Below are 22774 nucleotides of genomic sequence, written 5' to 3'. Positions count from 1 at the left end.
CTCAGTGGGCCACGGCCGCGGCGCCGTGCTCGTCGATCAGGGCGCCCGTGGTGAAACGCTCCAGGGCGAAGGGCTTGTTCAGGGGGTGCGGCTCGCCGGTGGCGATGGTGTGGGCGAAGGTCCAGCCGGCCGCCGGGGTGGCCTTGAAACCGCCGGTGCCCCAGCCGCAGTTGACGAAGAGGTTCTCCACCGGCGTGGTGCCGATGACCGGGGAGGCGTCCGGGGTGACGTCGACGATGCCGCCCCAGGTCCGCAGCACGTGGGCGCGGGCGAAGACGGGGAACAGCTCGACGGCGGCGGCCATCTGGTGCTCGATCACGTGGAACGAGCCGCGCTGGCCGTAGCCGTTGTACGAGTCGACGCCCGCGCCCATCACCAGTTCGCCCTTGTGCGCCTGTGAGACGTACACGTGCACGTGGTTGGACATCACGACGGTGGGGTGCACCGGCTGGTGCAGTTCGGAGACCAGCGCCTGCAGCGGGTGGGACTGCACCGGCAGCCGGAACCCGGCCCGTTCGGCCAGGACCCCGCTGTGCCCGGCGGCCGCGAGGCCCACCCGGCCGGCGAGGATGCGGCCCCGGCTGGTCTCGACGCCGACGACCCGGTCGCCGTCCTTGACGAAGCCGGTGACCTCGCAGTTCTGAATGAGGTCGACGCCCATCTCGTCGGCGCGGCGGGCCAGCGCCCAGGCGACGTGGTCGTGCTTGGCGATGCCGGCGCGGGGCTGGTAGGTGCCGCCGAGGACCGGGTAGCGGGTGTTGGACGAGGTGTTGAGGATCGGGCAGATCTTGGCGACCTCGTCGGTGTCGAGCCATTCGGCGTCGACCCCGTTGAGCCGGTTGGCGTTGACGCGGCGTGTGCCCTCGCGGACGTCCTGCAGGGTGTGCGCGAGGTTGAGGACGCCGCGCTGGCTGAACAGGAAGTCGTAGTCCAGCTCCTCGGGCAGCTTCTCCCACAGCTTCAGGGCGTGCTCGTAGATGGCCGCGCTCTCGTCCCACAGGTAGTTGGAACGGATGATGGTGGTGTTGCGGGCCATGTTGCCGCCGGCCAGCCAGCCCTTCTCCAGGACGGCCACGTTGGTGATGCCGTGGTTCTTGGCGAGGTAGTAGGCGGTGGTCAGGCCGTGGCCTCCGGCGCCGACGATGACGACGTCGTAGGAGGGGCGGGGGTCGGGGGTGCGCCAGAGCCAGTCGGGGTGCTCCGGCAGCGGTGCGGCGGTCATCCGGCGGTTCCGTTCTGGTCGGCGGGTCCGGTCGGTGCGGCGGGGGCGGTCCGCTCGGCGTAGAGCGGGAACTTCCCGGCGAGCGCGGTGACCCGGTCGCGCAGCAGGGCGGCGCTCTCGTCGGTGAGGTCCTCCTCCTTCAGGGCGCAGGCGATGATGTCGGCGACCTCGCGGAACTCCTCGGCTCCGAAACCCCGGGTGGCCAGGGCGGGGGTGCCGATCCGCAGGCCGGAGGAGACCATCGGCGGGCGGGGGTCGAACGGCACGGCGTTGCGGTTGACGGTGATGCCGACGCGGTGCAGCCGGTCCTCGGCCCGCTGCCCGTCGAGCGCGGAGTCGCGCAGGTCGACGAGGACGAGGTGGACCTCGGTGCCGCCGGTGAGGACGGAGATCCCGGCCTCGGCGACGTCGTCGGCGAGCAGCCGGCCGGCGAGGATCCGGGCGCCGTCCAGGGTGCGCCGCTGGCGCTCCTTGAACTCCTCGCCCGCCGCGATTTTGAAGGCGACCGCCTTCGCGGCGATGACGTGCTCCAGCGGGCCGCCCTGCTGGCCGGGGAAGACCGCCGAGTTGATCTTCTTGGCGAGTCCGGCCCTGCTGAGGATCACACCACCGCGGGGACCGCCGAGGGTCTTGTGGGTGGTGGTCGTCACGACGTCCGCGTACGGCACGGGGCTCGGGTGGAGGCCGGCCGCGACCAGTCCCGCGAAGTGCGCCATGTCGACCATGAGGTACGCGCCGACCTCGTCGGCGATGCGCCGGAAGGCGGCGAAGTCCAGCTGCCGCGGATAGGCCGACCAGCCGGCGACGATCAGCTTCGGCCGGTGCTCGCGGGCGAGGTCCGCCACCTCGTCCATGTCGACGCGCAGGTCGGACTCGCTCACGTGGTACGGCACGACGTTGTAGAGCTTGCCGGAGAAATTGATGCGCATGCCGTGCGTCAGGTGCCCGCCGTGCGCCAGGTCGAGACCGAGGATGGTGTCGCCGGGGTCGAGCAGGGCGAACATCGCGGCGGCGTTGGCCTGGGCGCCCGAGTGCGGCTGGACGTTGGCGGCCTCGGCGCCGAAGAGGGCCTTGACCCGGTCGATCGCGAGCCTTTCGACGACGTCGACGTGCTCGCAACCGCCGTAGTAGCGGCGGCCGGGGTAGCCCTCGGCGTACTTGTTCGTCAGGACCGAGCCCTGGGCCTGCATCACGGCCGCCGGGGCGAAGTTCTCGGACGCGATCATCTCGAGGGTCGTCTGCTGGCGCCGGAGTTCCTCGGAGACGGCGGCGGCGATCTCGGGGTCCAGTTCGGCCAGGGGGAGGGAGAGGAGGCTGCCGTCCTCTGTCGTCGACGGACGCGTTGCCATCGTGAGCACCACCTTAATATGCGACTGCTCCAGCACTGATATATCAGTACGTGCGGTAACGTAGGGCAGGCTGACGAAGAGGGTCAAGGGGGTAGCGGAATGAATCAGGTGCGGCTTTCGCAGGGGGTCGGCGAGGAGACGCTCACCCTCGCCGAGCGCGCGTACCGCGACATCCGCGACCGCCTGATCATGCTGGAGATCCCGCCCGGCGCGCCGGTGAACGAGGATCTGCTCGCGCAGAGCGTCGGCTTCGGGCGCACGCCGGTGCGCGAGGCCCTCAAGCGCCTGCAGCACGAACGGCTGATCGTGGCCTACCCGCGGCGCGGCACCTTCGCCACCGAGGTCAACATCACCGACCTCGCCCACATCTCCGAGGTCCGGCGCCAGCTGGAGCCGATGGCGGCGGCCCGCGCGGCCGAGCGCGCCACCGCCGCCGACCGCGAGGCGTTGGGCGCGCTGCTGCGCGGCCTGGAGGGCGAGGGTACCCGCGCACAGGGTGCGGACGCCCTCATGCGCCTCGACCTGCGCGTGCACCGGGCCATCTACGCCGCCACCCACAACCCGTACTTCGAGGACACCCTCATCCGCTACGACAACCTGGCCACCCGGATCTGGTGCCTGTTCGTGGACCGGGTGCCGGGCATGGCGGGACACGTCGTCGAGCACGGACCGTTGCTGCGCGCCATCGTCGACGGCGACCCCGGGAAGGCCTCGGAGCTCGCGCTGAGTCATGTCGTGGGCTTCGAGCGGGCGATCCGCGAGGCGATCTGAGCCGGCCCTCCCGCGGCCCACCGGGCGGCATCGGCCCGGGCCGATGCCGCGACAACCTTCATCGCAGAGCCGCCGCAGCATCGCTGCGGCGGCTCTGCTCGTCCGTTTCCTGCGCCGCCCGATGTCACGCGCGCCGCAACCTGGATGCGCACCATGCAACAGATCGCACTCAGCGTGTCACCGCACGGTTTTTGGTCGTCAAACGGTAAAACGCAGAAGAAGCCACCCGCCACGTCTTGTCGACTCCGATACGCGCTCCTATGGTGTGCAACACCGTTGCGGCACACGCAACCTCACGCTTGGGAGCCGGTTCCATGAGCGACCAGCCGAGCCTCTCTGGGCAGAACGCCCCGCCCATCTCCTCCGTTGCACCAGTCATGTCCCCACCCGACATCTCCGGCCCGCCGGACGCCGACGTCGATCCCTCCACGCGCCGTCGCGTGGTGGCGGCGAGTTTCATCGGCAACTTCGTGGAGTGGTTCGACTACGCCGCCTACGGATACCTGGCCGCGACCATCTCCACGGTCTTCTTCCCCGATACCGATCGCACGACGGCGCTGCTCGCGACCTTCAGCGTCTTCGCCGTCTCCTTCTTCGTCCGCCCCTTCGGCGGCTTCGTCTGGGGGCACATCGGCGACAAGGTCGGCCGGCGCAGCGCCCTGTCACTGTCCATCGTGATCATGTCCGTGGCGACCTTCTGCATCGCCCTGCTGCCCACCTACCGCGCGGTCGGCCTGCTCGCCCCGGCGCTGCTCCTGGTGGTCCGGGTCGTCCAGGGCTTCTCCGCGTCCGGTGAGTACGCGGGCGCCTCCGCCTTCCTGGTCGAGTACGCCCCCTCCGGCCGACGTGGCCTGTACGCCTCCGTGGTTCCGGCGAGTACCGCGTCGGGCCTGCTGCTGGGTTCCCTGCTCGCCGCGCTGCTCACCGGAGTCCTCTCCGCGGGAGAGATGCACAGCTGGGGCTGGCGCCTGCCCTTCCTCCTCGCCGCTCCGATGGGCCTGATCGGCCGCTACATCCGGCTGCGTCTGGAGGACACCCCCGCCTTCCGCGCCCTGGAGGAGCAGCAGGAGACCGCTCCGACCCCGGCCAGGCAGATGCTGCGCGCCAACCGGCGTCCGCTGATCCTCGCGATGGGCGCCACCGTGCTCAACGCGGTCGCCTTCTACATGCTGCTCAGCTACATGCCGACGTACCTGTCGGAGGAGCTGCACTTCGGCGCCACCGAGTCGTTCCTGGCCACCACCGTCTCGCTCGCCACGTACATCGCCTTCATCTTCTTCACCGGCCTGGCCTCGGACCGGTTCGGCCGGAAGAAGATGCTGATCACGGCGTCCGTGCTGTTCACGCTGTGCACCGTCCCGGCGTTCATGCTGCTGGACGGCGCCGGACTGCTGACCGTGATCGCCATCCAGGTGCTGCTCGGCGGCATGCTCACGCTCAACGACGGGACGCTGCCGAGCTTCCTCGCCGAGCTGTTCCCGACCCGGGTCCGCTACAGCGGCTTCGCCATCAGCTTCAACCTGGCGAACGCCCTCTTCGGCGGCACCGCGGCGTTCGTCGCCACGCTGCTCATCTCCTGGACGGGTAGCCCCCTCGCCCCCGCCTGGTATCTCGTCGTCGCCGCGCTGTTCTCGCTGTGGGCCGTCCTGCGGTCGAAGGAGACCTCGCGCGAGCCGCTGCGCGAGGAATGAGAAGCGTCCCACCCCGAACCACTCCACCCCGCCATCGGGGAGGAGAAGCCGAACCCATGAAAAGGAGTACCCATGTCCGCTGCCGAGCTCGAGCGCCTGAAGCTGATCCACAACGGTGAGAAGGAGCGGCTGACCTTCTCCGACGCGGAGATGGGACGCCGGCTGTCGTTGCTCCGCAAGGCGATGGCCGAGGCCGGCGTCGACGTCGTCCTGTTCACCTCGTACCACAACATCAAGTACTACTCCGACTTCCTGTACACCTCCTTCGGCCGCCCCTACGCGCTGATCGTCACCGGGGACGACCAGATCACCGTCTCCGCGAACATCGACGCCGGCATGCCGTGGCGGCGCACCTTCGGCGACAATGTCGTGTACACGGACTGGCACCGCGACAACTACATCCACGTCATCCAGGAGACGCTGAAGGGGCGGGGCGTCGCTCCGCGCTGGATCGGCGTCGAGCACGACAGCCTGCCCCTCGACACCCTGCGGAAGTTCGAGGCCGCCTTCCCCGGCGCCGGGTTCACCGACATCGCGCAGGCCGCCATGCGGCAGCGGATGGTCAAGTCGGACGAGGAGATCGCCCTCATCAAGGAGGGCGCACGCGTCGGCGACCTGGGCGGCGAGGCCATCCGCGCGGCCATTCGTGAAGGCGTCCCGGAGTACGAGGTCGCGCTGGCCGGCACCGACGCCATGGTCCGCGAGATCGCCCGTGCCTACCCGCACACGGAGATCCGTGACACCTGGGTGTGGTTCCAGTCGGGCATCAACACCGACGGCGCCCACAACTGGCCGACCACACGCAAGGTGGGACGCGGCGACATCCTCAGCCTCAACTGCTTCCCGATGATCTCCGGCTACTACACCGCCCTGGAGCGCACACTCTTCTACGGCGAGCCCGACGCCCGGTCCCTTCAGCTGTGGGAGATCAACGTCGAAGTGCACCGCCGTGGTCTGGAACTGATCAAGCCCGGCATCAGCTGCGCCGAGATCGCCCACACCCTCAACGAGATCTACATCGGTCACGGTCTGCTGCCCAACCGGACCTTCGGCTACGGCCACTCGTTCGGCGTGCTGTCCCACTACTACGGCCGGGAGGCCGGGCTCGAACTCCGCGAGGACATCGACACCGTGCTCGAACCGAACATGGTGGTGTCCATGGAACCGATGATCATGGTGCCCGAGGGTGAGCCGGGCGCCGGTGGTTATCGTGAGCACGACATCCTGGTGGTGACCGAGAACGGCGCCGAGAACATCACCAGGTTCCCCTTCGGCCCGGAGCACAACATCCTGGGCGTGTGACCGGGAACCCGACGCCACACGGTGCCGCTCCGGCCACTCGGGCCGGGGCGGCACCGTTCCGTCGCCGTCCATGCGGCACGATGGGAGCACCATGGCAGACAACCGGCCGGACAAGAACGGCGACGACACGGGCGTGGGCGAGAACCGAGGGATCTCCGTCCTGCAGAACGGCATCTCCGTACTGCTCAGCTTCAGCGCCGAGGAGCCCCAGCTGGGGGTCACCGACATCGCCGCCCGGGTCGGGCTGCACAAGAGCACCGTCTCGCGCATCCTCGCCACGCTGCAGCAGGCCGGCCTGGTGGAACGGGCCGCGGACTCCCGGCGTTTCCAACTGGGCCTGGGCGTCATCGCCATGGCCGGACCGCTGCTCGCGGACCTCGACGTACGCCGCGTCGCCCACCCGGTGCTGCGGGAGCTCAGCCGGCGCACCGAGGAGACCGCGGCGCTGATGCTGTGGAACGGCTCCGAGGCCGTGTGCGTCGAGCAGGTGCCCAGCCGCCACGAGGTCAAGCACACCACCCCGCTGGGCACCCGCTACAACACCGCGGCCAGCTCGTCGGTGCAGGTGTTCCTGGCCCAGCTGCCCGCCTGCACCGCGCGTGCCCTGCTGACCAACCGCACGCTGGTCTTCCCCGGGCTCGACGACGCGGCGCTCGAGGCGTACCTGACCCGGCTCGACGAGACCCACGAGCGGGGCTACGCCACCAACTACGGTGAGACCTCGTTGCAGGAGGTCGGCGTGGCGGCACCGGTCTTCGACCACCGTGGCGAGGTGGCCGCGGCGGTGCTCGCCTCGGCTCCCCGCTTCCGTGTCTCCCCCGAGCAACTGCCGGTACTCGGCGAGGCGGTTCGCGCCGCCGCCGGCCAGGTGACCCGGCGCCTCGGCGGCCACGGCCCGGGAACCCTCGGGGACGGTCCCGCCTGAAGCGGCCGCACGCGCCGGGCTCCCGCGGTTGTGCGGGAGCCCGGCGCGTCCGTGTGACGATGTCCGGCCCGCGCTACTCCCGGCTCGTCGCGAGTGCGCCGGGTGCCTCGATCCGGTCGATGCGCCGGACCTCCTCGACGGCCCCGGCGGTGTGGGCCGCGATCTCCCCCAGCGTGGTGACCCACATGCCGTCGAGGGCGCGCACATCCTCGATCAGCCGCTCCAGCGCCGCCGCCCGGGAGGGGCGACCGGAGATGAAGGGGTGGTTGGTCAGGACGAAGCAGCCGCTCTCGGCGTGGTGCGCCCGCGCCTCGAGCAGCCACATCTCGTGCACCTTGCGCGGGCTCTCGATCACCCCGCTGCCGGTCCAGCCGGGGTAGAAGGCGTACTGCTCCCAGTCGTCGAGGCCCCAGTCGACGGGGATCTCGACCAGGTCGCCCGCCGTGCCGGTGCCGTGCAGCCGGTACGGGGTGTCGCCGTCGAGCAGGCTGGAGTCGTACCGGAAGCCGCGTTCGATGAGCAGGTCCGGCGTGTGCCAGTTCATCTCCCACCACGGGGCGCGGTAGCCGGCCGGGCGGATGCCGAGCCGGTCCAGCGCTTCCAGGCCACGGTCGAGGTACTCGGCCTCCCGCGCCGCGTCGATCCCCTGCATCGGCTCGTGGAGATAGCCGTGGTGCGCCACCTCGTGACCTTCGTCGACGATGCTCCGCACCATGTCGGGATAGGTGTCGGCGGTGAACCCCGGGACGAAGAACGTGGCCTTCACGTCCTGCCGCCGCAGCACCCGCAGCAGCCTGGGCACGCCGGTCCGCGGACCGTAGGCCTGATGGGTCATCAGCGACATCCGCGACGAGGCCGAGGGGTCGTGGGCGAGGACGCACGACTCGGCGTCGACGTCGAAGGTGAACGCGGCGGCGGCACGGACGCCGTCAGGCCAGGGGAAGTTCATCGTCGGTCCTTTCCGCTACGGAGGGGAGGGCGGAGGTACGGGCCGGGCGGGCGGCACGCGGTCCGAGCACCGCGTAGACCGCCGCGCTGGTGAGCCCGCCGGCCAGCCACGAGAGGTCCACACCGCCGAGGGCGACGGCGATCGGGCCCTGGAAGAACGGGATCATCCCGTACATGAACAGCCAGGTGGCGAAGACGCCGGTGAAGAAGGCCGTGTATCCGGCCCAGTTGACGTCGGGCAGCCGCCGGGTGCGCACGGGGTCGAAGAGCCGGTCGACCTGGATGGAGCCGCGCTCGACGCGGTAGTAGTGGACGAGCATGATGCCGCCCCAGGTGGAGACCCACGCCACGAGGCCGACCAGCCAGGTGTCGAGGACGGAGGCGAAGTCCTCCTGGTAGATGAAGAAGACCACGGCGGCCATGGACAGCACACCCACCACACTGCTCAGCGTGCGCCTCGGCACCCGGACGTCGAGGGCCTGGGTGGCGACGGTGAAGGTGTAGATGTTCAGGATGTTGGTCGCGACCGGACCGTGCAGGACGAGCAGGAGTACGGGGATGGCGAGCGCCCCGAAGTTGTCGACGATGAGGCGGCCCGGGTCGACGGAGCCGTTCTTGGTGGCGAGGGTGGCGCCGAGGACACCCAGCCACACCACGGGGATGAACTGGCCCAGGGTGCTGGCGAGGTAGAGCCTGCGCCGGGGCATGTCCCTGCTGACGAAGCGTGAGTAGTCCGCGGCGTAGGTGAACCAGGTGATGCCCCAGCCGATGCCGATGGCGGTCATCACACCGGTCATCGCGGCCAGCCGCGCGCTGCCGGTGAGCACCTGTCCGGGCGGGCCCGCGTACGACCAGTCGATGTGGAGGAAGAACCAGGCCACCACCGACATCACCACCAGGACCACGATGGTGGGCGGTACCGTCCAGCGTTCGAAGGCGGAGATCGCGCGGTAGCCGATCCAGGAGATGCACACCTGGATCACCATGATCACGGCCGCGACCGCGATCTTCCACGCGTGGTTGGCGCCGTGCGGATCGACCAGGCCGAGCTTGCCCAGCAGGGCCATGACCAGGTCCAGGACGATCCAGGTGTTGACGGAGCTCCAGCCGATCGCCAGGCAAGCCTGGATGGCGGCCGGCAGATAGTTGCCGCGACGCCCGAAGGCGGCGCGCCCCAGGACCATGCCGGTCACACCGGTGCGCTGGCCCATGAGAACGAAGACGCCGAAGAAGGCCATGCCGATGAGGTTGCCGACGACCAGCACGACGAGCGTGTCGGACAGCCCCAGGCCGAGTTTGACGCCAAGCGCCCCCAGTACCCAGTTGATGGGGGCGATGTTGGCGCCGCACCAGATCCAGAACTGGCCGGACACACTGTTGGACCGGGCGGATTCCGGGACGGGCTGCAGCGCGGCCTCGACCTCCGGGACGGTGGAAGGTGGCGGGGAAGAGGGTGCGGAGGAAGCTGACATGGGTGGACCCCCAGGGTGAGACGGCCTTTCGCGCACGGAGACGGGCCGCTTGACCGGCAATCCTGGTGGCCACGGTCACACAGAACAAGAAACGAACTGTCATACAGTTGTCCTTCTGTGCTACACAAATCGTCATGCTGATGTCGCTGGAACGGGTCCTCGCCCATCCGAGCCTCGCCCCGGCCGAGCCGCGGGTCCTGACCGGTTCGCGAGGGCTGGAGCGGCGGACCGTGCGATGGCTCCACTCCAGCGAAGTCCTCGAGGTGGCACCGCTGTTGCGCGGCGGCGAGCTGCTGCTGACCGGCGGCACCATGCTGGCCCGCGCGGACGAGGACGAGCAGCGCGCGTACGTCCGCAGCCTGGCCGCGCGGGCAGTCGCGGGCGTCGCGATCGAAACCGGCGGCGAACTCCTGGAGGTTCCGGCACCTCTGGTCGAGGAAGCGGCCGCGGCGGACTTCCCGGTCGTCGAGCTGCGGCGGGTCGTCCCGTTCGTCGAGGTCGCCGAGGTGATCAACGGCGCCCTGGTCAACGCGTCCGTGACGCGGCTGCGCTCGGTGGGCGTGCTCTCCCACGAGCAGTCCGAGGCGCTCGCCGAGGGCGGCGGCGTCCAGGAGGTGCTGGACGCGCTCGTACGGCATACGTCGACCGCGGCCGCCGTCTTCGACGCCACCGACCGGCTCATCGCCGTCAGCAGGCCGGCGGAGAACCCCGGGGGCGGCCCCGCCGGTGAGGCGCCCACTCCGTTCGACGGCATGGGAACGGGTCTGACGATCCGCGGGGTCCCCGCCGCGACCCTCGTGCTCTATCCGGACGCCGACGCGGATGTCGAGACGCTGGAACTGGCGCAGGACCGGACGATCGAGGCCCTGAAGCTGGCGCTGCTGCGCTTCAGGCCGCCGGGCCCGCGCGAGTTCGCCTCCAGTGAACTCGTCCGGCTGGCCGCGGCCGACGGCACCCACCCGCAGCGGATCCGCCGGCTCGGCATGTCGATCGGTCTCGGCGCCGAGGCGCCGGTCATCGGGGTGGCCGCGCGCGCCACCGGGCCGTCGGACGAACTCCGCCGCCTGGACGACCTGTTGTCCCGCTACGGCCGGACCGCGGTCGACGTGCCTTCCCCGCTCGCCGTGCACACGCTCGTGTTACTGCGTGACCGCGACGGGGCCGCCAACCTCCGGACCCGGCTCGTCGCCGACCTCACCGAGTGGCGCACGTCCGACCGGACGGCGATCGCGGTCGGCCCGGTGATGCCGTCCTTGGAGGACGCCGCCGTCTCACTGGGCGCGGCGCTGGAGTGTCTGCGGCGCCCCACGCGCGCCTTCAGGGCCGGTGTGGTCGACGCCGCCGAGCTGAGTGCCGAGCGGCTGCTGCTCGACAACGAACTGCGTGTCCCGGCGGAAAGACTCGTACGGGAGCAGCTCGGACTCCTGCTCACCCTGCGGGACGAGGAGCGCGATCTCCTGCTCACCACCCTGGAGACGTATTTCGAGACCGGCTTCAACAAGACCCGCACGGCGAGCAGACTGCACCTGCAGCGCCAGTCGCTCTACGCGCGGCTGCAGCGCGCCTTCGACCTCCTGGGCGGCGACCCGGTGGGAACACCGCGGGCACTCGCCGTGCACCTGGCGTTGCGCGCCCACCGCCGGCTTCTCTGACCGCGGCCTTGCTCCGGGTGGTGCGCGTGGCGGCGTCAGGCGGACCTCAGGGCGCCCGCGTCGTACGCCACCCGTCCGCCGACGACCGTGGCCCCTACCGTCAGGGCGGCGATGCGGTCCGGGGCCACGCCGAGGAGGTCGTCGCTGAGGACCGCGAAGTCGGCGAGCATGCCGCGGGCCAGGGTGCCCTTGATGTGCTCCTCGTGGACGGCGTGGGCCGAGCCGACCGTGTACGCGTGCAGCGCCTGCCGGGCCGTGACCGCCTCGTGCGGGCCGATCGGGACGCCCGAGGCCGTGCGGCGGTTGACCATGTCGGCGATGCCGAGGAGCGGGTCGGAGGCGACCACGGGGGCGTCCGACGAGCCGGGAAGCACCACACCCGCGTCGAGGAACGACCGCATGCGGTACGCCAGTTGGCTGCGGGCCGGACCGAGCGCGGTGAGGAGCCCGTCGCCGATCTCGGACAGGAACCGGCCCTGCGGTACCGGGATCAGGCCGAGCCGGGCGATGCGGGCGACCTGCGCGTCGCTGGTCACGGCCGCGTGCTCGACGCGGTGGCGGACATCGGCGCGCGGATGCAGCCGCTGCGCCTCCTCGTACGCGTCGAGCACGACGTCGAGGGCGGCGTCCCCGATGGCGTGCGTGGCGATCTGCCAGCCGCAGCGGTGCGCCTCGGTGATGTAGCGGCGGATCTGCCCGGGCTCGTGCTGGAGCAGTCCGCTGTTGCCGGGCGCGTCGTGGTAGTCGCAGCACATCGCCGCCGACCGGCCGATCAGCGAGCCGTCCGACATCATCTTGGTCGGCCCGATCCGCAGCCACTCGTCGCCGAGCCCGGTGCGCAGGCCGAGGTCGAGTCCGTACCAGCCGGCGCCCGGTTCGAAGGCGCCGCAGTCGTGCAGCGTGGTGATGTACGGCATGACCGTCATCCGCACGCCGAGCAGGCCCCGTTCGCGTACGCGGAGGTAGGCGTCCAGGTCGGCGGGCCCGTTGCCGATGCCGTCGACGGCGCCGATGCCCGGCTCCGTGACGCTGGTCAGGCCCACTTCGAGGGCGGCCCGCGCGCCGGCGGCGATGTGGGCGGTCCACTCCTTCGCCGGCTCCGGGCGCAGCACCCGCTCGACCAGGCGCGTCGCGGTCTCCTGGAGCAGCCCCTCGGCCCGTCCTTCCGCGTCGCGTACGACATGACCACCGGGCACGTCGGGCACGTCGGCCAGGTCGGTGTGCCCGGCCAGCGCGAACGCCGCCGTATTGGCGACGGCCATGTGGTGGGAGGTGTGCACCAGCCAGACCGGACGGCCTCCGGCCGCTTTGTCGAGGGCCTCGGCGGTCGGGTGGGCGCCGATCTTGTTCTGGTCGTAGCCCGCGCCGAGCACCCAGGAGCCCTCGGGCAGTTCCGCGGCCCGCTTCGCGACCGCGGCGTACAGCGCGTCCAGGCTGGGCACGGCCACGTACGAGAGGTCCAGCTCGCGCAGCCTGCGCGAAGGGCCGGAGGTCACTCATGGAGCTGCGCGTGCTGCGCTACTTCCTCGCCGTCGCCGAGTCCGACTCGGTCACCGCCGCGGCTCGCAAGGTGCATGTCGCCCAGCCGTCCCTCTCGCGTCAACTGAGCGCGCTGGAGAAGGACTTGGGCGTGTCGCTGTTCACGCGCCGCCCCGGCTCCCTGACGTTGAACGCCGCGGGCCGCCGCTTTCGGCCCATCGCCCAGGACCTGGTGCGCCGTGCCGAGCAGGCCGCCGAGACGATGGCGGCCGCCGGGCAGGGCGAGGCCGCGGCCTTCACCGTGGCGCACCACGATCACTCTCGACGAACTGGTCACCGAACCGCTCATCCTGATGACCCGCTCCAACGTGGCCCGCCTCGTCGTGGACGAGGCCATCAGCCGTGCGGGCCTCACACCCGCCGGGGTGTCGGAGACCGGCTCCTCGGCCTTCGCGCAGGCGCTCGCCGCGGCCGGCCGGGGGGCCTGCCTGGTCACGGACGACGCCCGCTTCGGGCTCGCGGAACTGATCGTGCGGACCGCCGACGGGCCACTGACGGTCCCGCTGTACGCGGGGTGGGACGCCTCGCACTACGCCAGGACCGCGATCCACGCCCTGGTGGACGGCCTGCGGGACCACTGCGACGAACGCGGGCGGCGGTTCCCGGGGCTGTGATCGCGGTCAGCCGGTCAGCCGGTCAGCCGGTCGGCCGGTCGGCCGGTCAGCCCGCCGGTACCTCGGCCGTCGGGGCGTTCGCGCGGGCGGCGTGCAGGCGGGCGTACGCGCCCCGCGCCGCGAGGAGTTGGTCGTGGGTGCCCTGTTCGACTATGCGGCCGGAGTCCATGACGACGATGACGTCGGCGTCGCGGACGGTGGACAGGCGGTGGGCGATCACGAAGCTCGTCCGGCCCGCCCGCAGGGAGTTCATGGCCCGCTGGATCAGCAGCTCGGTGCGGGTGTCCACGGAGCTGGTCGCCTCGTCCAGGACGAGCACGGCGGGCCGGGCGAGGAACGCCCTCGCGATCGTGATCAGCTGCTTCTCCCCGGCGCTGACGCCCCCAAACTCGTCGTCCAGGACCGTGTCGTACCCCTGCGACAGGGTGCGGATGAAGCGGTCGGCGCAGGTCGCGCGGGCCGCCTCCACGACGTCCGCGCGGGTCGCGCCGGGGGATCCGTAGGCGATGTTCTCGGCGACGGTGCCCTTGAACAGCCAGGTGTCCTGGAGGACGAGGCCGAAGCGGGAACGCAGGTCGTCGCGATTCATCGCGGCGGTGTCGGTGCCGTCCAGGAGGATGCGGCCCGAGTCGATCTCGTAGAAGCGCATCAGCAGGTTGGCGACCGTGGTCTTGCCGGCGCCGCTCGGGCCGACGATCGCGACGGTGCTGCCGGGTTCCACGGACAGGGACAGCCCCTCGATGAGCGGCACGTCGGGGGAGTAGCGGAACGACACGTCCTGGAACTCCACCCGGCCCTCGGCGCGCCTCGGACTGAGCGGGCCGCGCGGCTCGGGTTCCTGCTCCGGAGCGTCGAGCAGCGTGAACACCCGCTGCGCCGAGGCCACCCCGGACTGGAGCCGGCCCGCGACCGAGGCGATCTCCACGATCGGCTGGCTGAACTGCCGCGCGTACAGGATGAACGCCTGCACATCGCCCAGGGTCAGCGAGCCGTTCACGACCTTCCAGGCACCGACGACGGCGACCGCGACATAGCCGAGGTTGGCGACGAACATCATCACGGGCTCGATCGCGCCGGACGCGAACTGCGCTCCGGCACCGGCCCGGTACACCGCCTCGTTGCGCTCGTCGAAGCGCCGCTCGGCCTCCGCCCGCCGGTCGAAGGCCTTCACCAGCGCGTGCCCGGCGCACATCTCCTCGACATGCGCGGTCAGACTGCCGCTGGCGGACCACTGGGCGGCGTACCGCGGCTGGGCCCGCTTGGCGATCCAGGCGGCGAGCAGCCCCGACACCGGGACGCTCAGCAGCATCACCACGGCCAGCGAAGGGGAGATGACCAGCATCAGGGTCAACATGACGACCAGCGAGAACACCGAGCCGATCAGATCGGTCAGGGTCTGCTGCAGCGTCTGCTGGAGGTTGTCGATGTCGTCCGTGCTGCGACTGAGCGTCTCGCCGGCCGGCTGCCGGTCGAAGTGGCGCAGCGGCAGCCGCGCCAGTTTCTCCTGCGCCCGGTGCCGCAGGTCGTGGATGAGCAGGCGGACCGCCGAGGCCACCAGCCAGTTCTGCAGCAGCATGAACACCGATGCCGCCACGTACAGGACCAGCAGGATCGTCAGCAGCCTGCCGAGCGCCCAGAAGTCGACGCCCGGGGCCGGTCCGCCCTTCCCGAGGACCCCGTCGGCGATCAGGTCCGTGACGCGGCCCAGCAGCAGCGGGCCGAAGGCGTTGAGAAGGATGCCGACGACACCCGCCGTCAGGGCGAGGCCCACGGACCGGCGGTGCGGGCGCAGCAGACCGACGAGCCGGCGAACCGGCCGGTCCGATTCGTGCTCCTCAGGGACGTCCGGCGCCATGAGCGGCTTCCTCTCGGGTGCGCTGCGAGAGCGCGATCTCGCGGTAGGTGGGACTGTCACGCAGCAGCGCGTCATGGGTGCCGGCGGCCGCGATGCCACCCTGGTCCAGGACGACGATCCGGTCGGCGCCGCGTACGGAGGCCACCCGCTGCGCCACGGTGATCACGGTGGCGCCCGCCGTCCAGGGCACGAGGGCCTCCCGCAGGGCCGCCTCCGTGCTCTGGTCGAGCGCCGAGAAGGAGTCGTCGAAGAGGTAGACGGCGGGGCGGCGCAGCAGCGCCCGCGCGATCGCCAGCCGCTGGCGCTGGCCGCCGGAGACGGTGGTGCCGCCCTGGGAGATCTCCGCGTCGAGGCCGCCGAGCCGGGTCACGAAGCCGTCCGCCTGGGCGACCCGCAGCACCTCCCACAGCTCCTCGTCCGTGGCGTCCGGCCGGCCGAAGCGCAGATTGGTCGCGACGGTCCCGGCGAACAGGTACGGCCGCTGCGGTACGTAGCCCACGGCGCCGGCCAGCACCGACGGGTCCAGTTCCCGCACATCCGTGCCGCCGATCCGTACCTCGCCCGCGGTCGCGTCGACCAGCCGCAGGATCAGGTTCAGCAGCGTGGTCTTGCCGGAGCCGGTGCTGCCGAGGATCGCGACCCGCTCACCGGGCCGCAGCGTCAGTGACAGGTCCCGCAGTACGGCGTTCTCGGCGCCCGGGTAGCGGAACTCGGCACCCAGCAGCTCGACCTGCCCGGCGGGGCCCGTCATGGGCCGCGGCGCGGCGGGCGGGACGACGTCGGTCTCCGCTTCGAGGACCTCCGTGATCCGCTCCGCGGACACCCGGGCCCGCGGCACGTTCAGGAACACGAAGGCGAGCATCACCACGGACATGAGGATGAGCGACAGATAGCTGAGGAAGGCGCTGAGCGAGCCGATCAGCATGCTGCCCGAGTCGATCCGCCGGGCCCCCACCCACAGCAGCGCCAGGGTGAAGAGGTTCATCAGCAGCAGGACCGTCGGCAGCATCACCGCGATGAGCCGGCCCACTCCCAGGTTCAGGCCGAGGAGTTCGTCGTTGGTGCGGGTGAAGCGCCCGCTCTCGTAGGAGTCGCGGGCGAAGGAACGCACCACGCGCACGCCGGTGATCCGCTCCCGCAGCAGCCGTCCCAGCCGGTCCAGCGTCACCTGCAGCCGGGCGTACAGCGCGGCCATGCGGGCCAGCAGGAAACCGAAGCCGGCGCCCACCACCAGCACCATCAGGACGAGGACCAGGGCCATCGGCACGTCCTGGCGCAGTGCGAGCATCACACTGCCCAGGCACATCAGGGGAGCCGCGACGAAGATGCCGAGCCCGGACTGGGCGAGGTTCTGCACCTGCTGCACGTCGTTCACCGAGCGGGTCAGCAGGGAGGGGGTGCCGAAACGGCCGATCTCGCGGGCGGAGAAGTCCAGCACGCGGCGGAAGACGGCGGACCGCAGGTCCCGCCCCAGGGCGGTGGAGGTACGCGCGCCCAGGGCCGCGGCACCCAGCGCCGCGGCGATCTGGACCAGCGCCACCACCGCCATCGTCGCGCCGATGACGCCGATGCGGTCGCTGTCCTCGCGGACGACTCCCTCATCGATGAGCGCGGCGCCCAGCGTCGGCAGCAGCAGCGTGCCGAGGATCTGCACCAGGTGCAGGGCGACCAGAGCGGCAACGGATCTCGCGTAGGGGCGCAGTCGTGTGCCCATGAGTTTCAACAGCACGGAATGACACCCCGGTCGACGGTGGGCAGGAGCCGCCCATTGGAGCGGAGTCGGCCGGCACACCGACCGGGTCATTCGACCCCATGCCGCACCCGGATTTCCCTAGTGTTCGCTCCGGCCGCATCGGCACTCGCCGGGAATTCCCTAGTAACTCCGAGAAGCGTTGACATTGACTTCCGCCGCTTGGGAACGTGCCGGTGTCTATCGTCCGGACAGCTTTCTCCCGCCGAGGTCGTCGACCGAGCGCAGCGTTTGGACGGTCTCTTCGCGGTCGAGATGGGGATGACATGCCCAAGCGCGCACTGATCACTGGAATTACCGGCCAGGACGGGTCCTATCTGGCGGAGCACCTGCTGTCGCAGGGGTACCAGGTATGGGGCCTTATCCGTGGCCAGGCCAACCCGCGCAAGTCGCGGGTGAGCCGGCTCGTATCCGAACTGTCCTTCGTGGACGGCGACCTCATGGACCAGGGCAGCCTGGTCTCCGCGGTCGACAAGGTGCAGCCGGACGAGGTCTACAACCTCGGCGCGATCTCGTTCGTGCCGATGTCCTGGCAGCAGGCCGAGCTGGTCACCGAGGTGAACGGCATGGGCGTGCTGCGGGTTCTCGAGGCCATCCGCATGGTGAGCGGACTGAGCATGTCCCGCACCGCGGGCCCCGAGGGCCAGATCCGCTTCTACCAGGCGTCCTCCTCGGAGATGTTCGGCAAGGTCGCCGAGACGCCGCAGCGGGAGACCACGCTCTTCCACCCGCGCAGCCCCTACGGCGCGGCCAAGGCGTACGGCCACTTCATCACCCGCAACTACCGCGAGTCGTTCGGCATGTACGCGGTCTCCGGAATGCTGTTCAACCACGAATCCCCCCGCCGCGGCCAGGAGTTCGTGACCCGCAAGATCTCCCTCGCGGTCGCCCGCATCAAGCTGGGACTCCAGGACAAGCTGGCCCTCGGCAACATGGACGCGGTCCGCGACTGGGGTTACGCCGGCGACTACGTCCGCGCCATGCACCTGATGCTCCAGCAGGACGCCGGTGACGACTACGTGATCGGCACCGGGGAGATGCACACGGTGCGCGACGCGGTCCGCTACGCCTTCGAGCACGTGGGCCTCGACTGGGAGGACTACGTCGTCATCGACCCCGACCTCGTACGTCCCGCCGAGGTCGAGGTGCTGTGCGCCGACAGCGCCAAGGCGCAGGTCCAGCTGGGCTGGAAGCCGAGTGTCGATTTCCCCGAACTCATGCGAATGATGGTCGACGCCGACCTCGCGATGGTTTCGCGGCAGAACGAACTCGACGAGCTTCTGCTGACGCACAGCTGGTAACGGGCGAAAGCCACTCCAACTACTAGGGATTTCCTGCCGGACTTCCCGACAGACTCGCCTCATGGCTTCTCCCGCCGGGGAGAGCCATGAGGCGAGTCGGTCTTCTGCGGCACGATGCAGGAATTTCGGCGATGCGTGTACGGCCGTCGGCCGTCGGGATGGGTTGAGGATGGACAACGAACAGAAGCTCCGGGATTACCTCAAGCTTGCGACCGCCGATCTCCGACGCACGCGGCGGCGCGTGAGCGAGCTGGAGTCGGCGGCCCAGGAACCGATCGCCATCGTCGGCATGACATGCCGCTACCCCGGCGGTGTCAGCAGCCCCGAGGACCTGTGGCGGATGGTCGAGGCCGGCGAGAACGGCGTCACCCCGTTCCCCGCCGACCGCGGCTGGGACATGGAGGCGCTCGCCTCCTCGCCGACCTCCCGGGGCGGATTCCTCCACGACGCGACGGACTTCGACGCGGACTTCTTCGGCATCTCGCCGCGCGAGGCGGTCGCCATGGACCCGCAGCAGCGGGTCGTCCTCGAATCCGCCTGGGAGGCGTTCGAACGCGCCGGCATCGACCCCACCTCCGTCAAGGGCAGCCGCACCGGCGTCTTCATCGGCGCCATGGCCCAGGACTACCGGGTCGGCCCCGCCGACGGCGCCGAGGGCTTCCAGCTCACCGGCAACACCGGCAGCGTGCTGTCCGGCCGCATCTCGTACACCTTCGGCACGGTGGGTCCCGCCGTCACCGTCGACACCGCCTGCTCCTCCTCCCTGGTCGCCGTCCACCTCGCCACCCAGGCGCTGCGCGCGGGCGAGTGCACCCTCGCCCTCGCGGGCGGCGTCACCGTCATGTCGGGCCCCGGCACCTTCATCGAGATGGGCCGCCAGGGCGGACTGTCCGTGGACGGCCGCTGCCGCTCCTTCGGTGACACCGCCGACGGCACCGGCTGGGCCGAGGGCGTCGGCATCCTCGTCCTGGAGCGCCTCTCCGACGCCATCCGCAACGGCCGTGACATCCTCGCCGTCGTCCGCGGCACCGCCGTCAACCAGGACGGCGCCTCCAACGGCCTCACCGCCCCCAACGGCCCCTCCCAGCAGGCGGTCATCGAGCAGGCCCTCGTCAACGCCCGCCTCTCCGCGAGCGACATCGACGCCGTCGAGGCGCACGGCACCGGCACCACCCTCGGCGACCCCGTCGAGGCGCAGGCGCTGCTCGCCACCTACGGCCGGCACCACGACGAGGACAAGCCGCTGCTGCTCGGCTCGGTGAAGTCCAACATCAGCCACACCCAGGCCGCCGCCGGTGTCGCCGGTGTCATCAAGATGGTCATGGCGATGCGGCACGGCGTGCTGCCCCGCACCCTCCTCGCCGAGGAGCCCACCCGTCACGTCGACTGGTCCCAGGGCGCCGTCCGCGTCCTCACCGAGAACACGGACTGGCCCGCCACCGGCGCCCCCCGCCGCGCGGCCGTCTCCTCCTTCGGCATCAGCGGCACCAACGCCCACACCATCGTCGAGCAGGCCCCCGAGCCGGAGCCCGCCGACACCGAGGACGACACCCCGGGCACCCCGGCCGCCGTCACCGGCGTGGTGCCCGCGCTGCTGTCCGGACGCAGCCCCGAGGTGCTGCGCGCCCAGGCCGCCGCACTGCTCACCACCCTCGGCACCGGCACCCCGCCCGCGCTCCTCGACACCGCCTACTCGCTCGCCACCACCCGCACCGCCTTCGAGCACCGGGCCGTCCTGCTCGCCGCGAGCCTGCCCGAGCTGACCGAGCGGCTGACCGCGATCGCCGGCGGAACCGACCCGGCCGCCCTGGCCGGCGCCGTCACCGGCACCGCCCGCACCGAGACCCGCCTCGCCGTCCTGTTCACCGGACAGGGCGCCCAGCGCCTCGGCGCCGGCCGCGAACTCGCCGCCCGTTTCCCGGTGTTCGCCACCGCCCTGGACGCCGCCCTCGACGCCTTCACGCCCCACCTGGACGTGCCGCTGCGCGAGGTGCTGTGGGGCGAGGACGCCGCCCGCCTCGACCGCACCGAGTACGCGCAGCCCGCGCTGTTCGCCGTCGAGGTCGCCCTCTACCGCCTGCTGGAGTCCTTCGAGGTCAAGCCGGACCACCTGGCCGGCCACTCCGTCGGCGAGATCGCCGCCGCGCACGTCGCCGGCGTGCTCTCCCTCGACGACGCGGCCACCCTGGTCGCCGCCCGCGGCCGCCTCATGCAGGCACTGCCCGAGGGCGGCGCGATGGTCGCCGTGCAGGCGAGCGAGGACGAGGTCGCCCCGCTGCTCGCCGGCCACGAGGACCTGGTGTCCCTCGCCGCCGTCAACGGCCCCTCCGCCGTCGTTCTCTCCGGCGACGAGGCCACCGTCACCGAACTGGCGGCCCGCCTGGCGGCCGACGGACGCAGGACGAGCAGACTGCGTGTCTCGCACGCCTTCCACTCGCCGCTCATGGCACCGATGCTCGACGAGTTCCGGGGCGTCGTCGAAGGCCTCACGCTGCACAGCCCGCTGCTGCCCGTCGTGTCCAACGTGACCGGCGAGCCGGCCACCGTCGCCCAGCTCACCTCGCCCGACTACTGGGTCGACCACGTCCGCCACGCCGTCCGCTTCGCCGACGGCGTCGACTGGCTCGCCCGGCACGACGTCACCGCCTTCCTCGAACTCGGCCCGGACAGCGTCCTGTCCGCCATGGCGCAGAACTGCCTGGACGCCGCCGGCTCCGACGCCCTCACCGTGCCCGCGCTGCGCGAGGGACGCCCCGAGGACCACACCTTCACCGCCGCGCTCGCCGCGCTGCACACCCACGGCACCACGCTGCGCTGGGACGCCTGCTTCACCGGCACCGGCGCCCGCCGCACCGACCTGCCCACGTACACCTTCCAGCGCCGCCGCTACTGGCCGCGCGCCGTCCAGGGCAGCGCAGCCGACCTGCGCTCCGTCGGACTCGGCGCCGCCCACCACCCGCTGCTGTCCGCCGCGGTCTCCCTCGCCGACTCCGAGGGCGCCCTGCTGACCGGCCGGATCTCCCTGCTCAGCCACCCGTGGCTCGCCGACCACACCGTCCGCGGCACCACCCTGCTGCCCGGCACCGCCTTCCTGGAGCTGGCGCTCCGTGCCGGCGACGAGGTCGGCTGCGACCGCGTCGACGAACTGACCCTGGCCGCGCCCCTCGTCCTGCCCGAGCAGGGCGGCGTCCAGGTGCAGCTGTGGATCGGCAACCCGGACGAGTCCGGCCGCCGCGGCCTCACCGTCTACGGCCGCCCCGACGCCGACGAGGACGCCCCCTGGACGTCCCACGCCACCGGTGTGCTCTCCCCCTCCCGCGCCGCCACCGACTTCGACGCCACCGTCTGGCCCCCGGCCGGTGCCGAGGCCCTGCCCGTGGACGGCCTCTACGACCGGCTCGCCGACGGCGGATTCGGCTACGGCCCGCTCTTCCAGGGCCTGCGCGCCGCCTGGCGCCGCGGCGACGAGGTGTTCGCCGAGGTCGTCCTGCCCGAGTCCGGCCACACCGACGCCGAGTCCTTCGGCCTGCACCCCGCGCTCCTCGACTCCGCCCTGCACGCGGCGTCGTTCGTCGACCTCGACGAGCGCGCCGCCGGCGGACTGCCCTTCTCCTGGGAGGGCGTCAGCCTGCACGCGAGCGGCGCCACCACCCTGCGGGTGCGCCTGGCCCCGGCGGCCGGTGACGCCGTCGCGATCGCCGTCGCCGACGACGCCGGACAGCTCGTCCTGTCCGCCGCCTCGCTGATCCTGCGCGCCGTCGCGGCCCGCGAGATCGACGCCGCCGCCGCGCTCGTCCGCGACGCCCTGTTCCGCCTCGACTGGGTGACCGTCACGGCCGCCGGGGCTTTTGGCACCGCCGCCCTCGTCGGCGAGGACGCCTTCGGCCTGCGCGCCCTGCCCCAGTTCGGCGACCTCGCCGTCCACCCGGACCTCGCGGCCCTCGCCGCCGCCGACGGAGCCGTCCCGGACACCGTCCTGCTGCCGCTCACCGGCACCGGCCCGGACGCCGCCCCGGTCACGGCCGCGCACCGCGCCGCCACCGACGCCCTCGCCGCCGTACGGACCTGGCTCGACCAGGACGAGCGGTTCGCCACGTCCCGGCTCGTCCTGGTCACCCGGGGCGCGACCACCGGCCACGACCCGGCCGCCGCCGCGGCCTGGGGCCTGGTGCGCTCCGCCCAGTCCGAGAACCCCGGCCGCTTCCTCCTCGTCGACCTCGACGCCGAGCAGGACACGCCCGCCCTTCCGGCCGCCGCCCTGGTGGGCGATGAGCCGCAGCTCGCGGTGCGCGGTGACGAACTGCGTGCGGCCCGTCTGGTCCGCCGTCCCGCCCCTTCCACCGAGGTGGTCTCCGCGTTCGGTGGGGAGGGTGCGGTGCTGGT

The 22774-nt window shown here is 71.5% G+C and carries 15 protein-coding genes and 1 pseudogene; 9 read left to right on the top strand and 7 right to left on the bottom strand.

The features are described from left to right. Position 1: 1 nt before the first annotated feature. Together ACIOWN_RS13060 and glyA are read right to left on the bottom strand one after the other, a co-directional pair. Positions 2 to 1222, bottom strand: coding sequence for a sarcosine oxidase subunit beta family protein (locus ACIOWN_RS13060; protein ID WP_401982168.1), 1221 nt, complete (start codon positions 1220 to 1222; stop codon positions 2 to 4). Further along, positions 1219 to 2571, bottom strand: a complete 1353-nt coding sequence (gene glyA, locus ACIOWN_RS13055) for a serine hydroxymethyltransferase (protein ID WP_401982372.1) — start codon at positions 2569 to 2571, stop codon at positions 1219 to 1221. Before glyA ends, ACIOWN_RS13060 begins: the two co-directional genes overlap by 4 nt. A gap of 99 nt (positions 2572 to 2670) precedes the next feature. Here glyA and ACIOWN_RS13050 point away from each other — a divergent pair, with 99 nt between their 5' ends. The 4 genes from ACIOWN_RS13050 to ACIOWN_RS13035 all read left to right on the top strand — a co-directional run bounded on the left by ACIOWN_RS13050 (position 2671) and on the right by ACIOWN_RS13035 (position 7260). Then, on the top strand, positions 2671 to 3342 hold the full coding sequence (locus ACIOWN_RS13050) for a GntR family transcriptional regulator (RefSeq protein WP_362353757.1): 672 nt from the start codon (positions 2671 to 2673) through the stop codon (positions 3340 to 3342). A 377-nt stretch (positions 3343 to 3719) separates the two neighbouring features. Beyond that, positions 3720 to 5033, top strand: a complete 1314-nt coding sequence (locus ACIOWN_RS13045) for an MFS transporter (RefSeq protein ID WP_401982165.1) — start codon at positions 3720 to 3722, stop codon at positions 5031 to 5033. A 72-nt stretch (positions 5034 to 5105) separates the two neighbouring features. Next, positions 5106 to 6335: a M24 family metallopeptidase gene (locus ACIOWN_RS13040; RefSeq protein WP_398144785.1), complete on the top strand. Its 1230-nt coding sequence runs from the start codon at positions 5106 to 5108 to the stop codon at positions 6333 to 6335. 91 nt (positions 6336 to 6426) lie between these two features. Next, positions 6427 to 7260 (top strand): IclR family transcriptional regulator, encoded by an 834-nt coding sequence (locus ACIOWN_RS13035; RefSeq protein WP_362353763.1) that lies wholly within the window; start codon positions 6427 to 6429, stop codon positions 7258 to 7260. A 73-nt stretch (positions 7261 to 7333) separates the two neighbouring features. Here ACIOWN_RS13035 and ACIOWN_RS13030 read toward each other — a convergent pair whose 3' ends face one another. Beyond that, positions 7334 to 8209 carry a polysaccharide deacetylase gene (locus ACIOWN_RS13030; RefSeq protein WP_362353765.1) on the bottom strand — a complete coding sequence of 292 codons (876 nt, stop codon included), beginning with the start codon at positions 8207 to 8209 and terminating at the stop codon, positions 7334 to 7336. Then, on the bottom strand, positions 8190 to 9680 hold the full coding sequence (locus ACIOWN_RS13025; protein ID WP_401982161.1) for a purine-cytosine permease family protein: 1491 nt from the start codon (positions 9678 to 9680) through the stop codon (positions 8190 to 8192). The genes ACIOWN_RS13030 and ACIOWN_RS13025 overlap by 20 nt, the downstream gene beginning before the upstream one ends. A gap of 134 nt (positions 9681 to 9814) precedes the next feature. On the opposite strand from ACIOWN_RS13025, the gene ACIOWN_RS13020 reads away from it, so the two are divergent. After that, on the top strand, positions 9815 to 11332 hold the full coding sequence (locus tag ACIOWN_RS13020; RefSeq protein ID WP_401982159.1) for a PucR family transcriptional regulator: 1518 nt from the start codon (positions 9815 to 9817) through the stop codon (positions 11330 to 11332). Positions 11333 to 11367: 35 nt separating this feature from the next. Here the strand turns inward: ACIOWN_RS13020 and ACIOWN_RS13015 are convergent, their stop codons facing one another. Next, positions 11368 to 12828, bottom strand: a complete 1461-nt coding sequence (locus ACIOWN_RS13015; protein ID WP_362353771.1) for an amidohydrolase — start codon at positions 12826 to 12828, stop codon at positions 11368 to 11370. Between the two features lie 2 nt (positions 12829 to 12830). Here ACIOWN_RS13015 and ACIOWN_RS13010 point away from each other — a divergent pair. Then, positions 12831 to 12956 (top strand): annotated as a pseudogene (locus ACIOWN_RS13010) (LysR family transcriptional regulator); the annotation flags it as partial. 208 nt (positions 12957 to 13164) lie between these two features. Then, positions 13165 to 13485, top strand: a complete 321-nt coding sequence (locus tag ACIOWN_RS13005) for a LysR substrate-binding domain-containing protein (RefSeq protein ID WP_362353772.1) — start codon at positions 13165 to 13167, stop codon at positions 13483 to 13485. A 46-nt stretch (positions 13486 to 13531) separates the two neighbouring features. Here ACIOWN_RS13005 and ACIOWN_RS13000 read toward each other — a convergent pair whose 3' ends face one another. After that, the gene (locus ACIOWN_RS13000; protein ID WP_401982156.1) at positions 13532 to 15340 is read right to left on the bottom strand and encodes an ABC transporter ATP-binding protein; all 1809 of its coding nucleotides are present in this window, start codon (positions 15338 to 15340) and stop codon (positions 13532 to 13534) included. Beyond that, entirely contained in the window at positions 15321 to 17069 is a 1749-nt protein-coding gene (locus ACIOWN_RS12995) for an ABC transporter ATP-binding protein (RefSeq protein WP_401982154.1), read from the bottom strand. The genes ACIOWN_RS13000 and ACIOWN_RS12995 overlap by 20 nt, the downstream gene beginning before the upstream one ends. Before the next feature lie 287 nt (positions 17070 to 17356). Here ACIOWN_RS12995 and ACIOWN_RS12990 point away from each other — a divergent pair, with 287 nt between their 5' ends. Together ACIOWN_RS12990 and ACIOWN_RS12985 are read left to right on the top strand one after the other, a co-directional pair. After that, a complete protein-coding gene (locus ACIOWN_RS12990) occupies positions 17357 to 18391 on the top strand; it encodes a GDP-mannose 4,6-dehydratase (protein WP_362353778.1) in 1035 nt (344 codons plus the stop codon). Positions 18392 to 18560: 169 nt separating this feature from the next. After that, a partial coding sequence (locus ACIOWN_RS12985; RefSeq protein ID WP_401982151.1) for a type I polyketide synthase occupies positions 18561 to 22774 on the top strand: 4214 nt, incomplete at its 3' end.

It is taken from the genome of Streptomyces sp. NPDC087787, assembly GCF_044743035.1.
Taxonomy (GTDB): domain Bacteria; phylum Actinomycetota; class Actinomycetes; order Streptomycetales; family Streptomycetaceae; genus Streptomyces.
Note: the sequence above shows the minus strand (reverse complement) of the source record. Positions and strands in the feature narration are given on the sequence as shown.

What these genes read in the sequence shown, in the direction of transcription:
- ACIOWN_RS13060 (WP_401982168.1), bottom strand. Translation starts at nt 1,222, where the DNA reads ATGACCGCCGCACCGCTGCCGGAGCACCCCGACTGGCTCTGGCGCACC.
- glyA (WP_401982372.1), bottom strand. Translation starts at nt 2,571, where the DNA reads ATGGCAACGCGTCCGTCGACGACAGAGGACGGCAGCCTCCTCTCCCTC.
- ACIOWN_RS13050 (WP_362353757.1), top strand. Translation starts at nt 2,671, where the DNA reads ATGAATCAGGTGCGGCTTTCGCAGGGGGTCGGCGAGGAGACGCTCACC.
- ACIOWN_RS13045 (WP_401982165.1), top strand. Translation starts at nt 3,720, where the DNA reads ATGTCCCCACCCGACATCTCCGGCCCGCCGGACGCCGACGTCGATCCC.
- ACIOWN_RS13040 (WP_398144785.1), top strand. Translation starts at nt 5,106, where the DNA reads ATGTCCGCTGCCGAGCTCGAGCGCCTGAAGCTGATCCACAACGGTGAG.
- ACIOWN_RS13035 (WP_362353763.1), top strand. Translation starts at nt 6,427, where the DNA reads ATGGCAGACAACCGGCCGGACAAGAACGGCGACGACACGGGCGTGGGC.
- ACIOWN_RS13030 (WP_362353765.1), bottom strand. Translation starts at nt 8,209, where the DNA reads ATGAACTTCCCCTGGCCTGACGGCGTCCGTGCCGCCGCCGCGTTCACC.
- ACIOWN_RS13025 (WP_401982161.1), bottom strand. Translation starts at nt 9,680, where the DNA reads ATGTCAGCTTCCTCCGCACCCTCTTCCCCGCCACCTTCCACCGTCCCG.
- ACIOWN_RS13020 (WP_401982159.1), top strand. Translation starts at nt 9,815, where the DNA reads ATGCTGATGTCGCTGGAACGGGTCCTCGCCCATCCGAGCCTCGCCCCG.
- ACIOWN_RS13005 (WP_362353772.1), top strand. Translation starts at nt 13,165, where the DNA reads ATGACCCGCTCCAACGTGGCCCGCCTCGTCGTGGACGAGGCCATCAGC.
- ACIOWN_RS13000 (WP_401982156.1), bottom strand. Translation starts at nt 15,340, where the DNA reads ATGGCGCCGGACGTCCCTGAGGAGCACGAATCGGACCGGCCGGTTCGC.
- ACIOWN_RS12990 (WP_362353778.1), top strand. Translation starts at nt 17,357, where the DNA reads ATGCCCAAGCGCGCACTGATCACTGGAATTACCGGCCAGGACGGGTCC.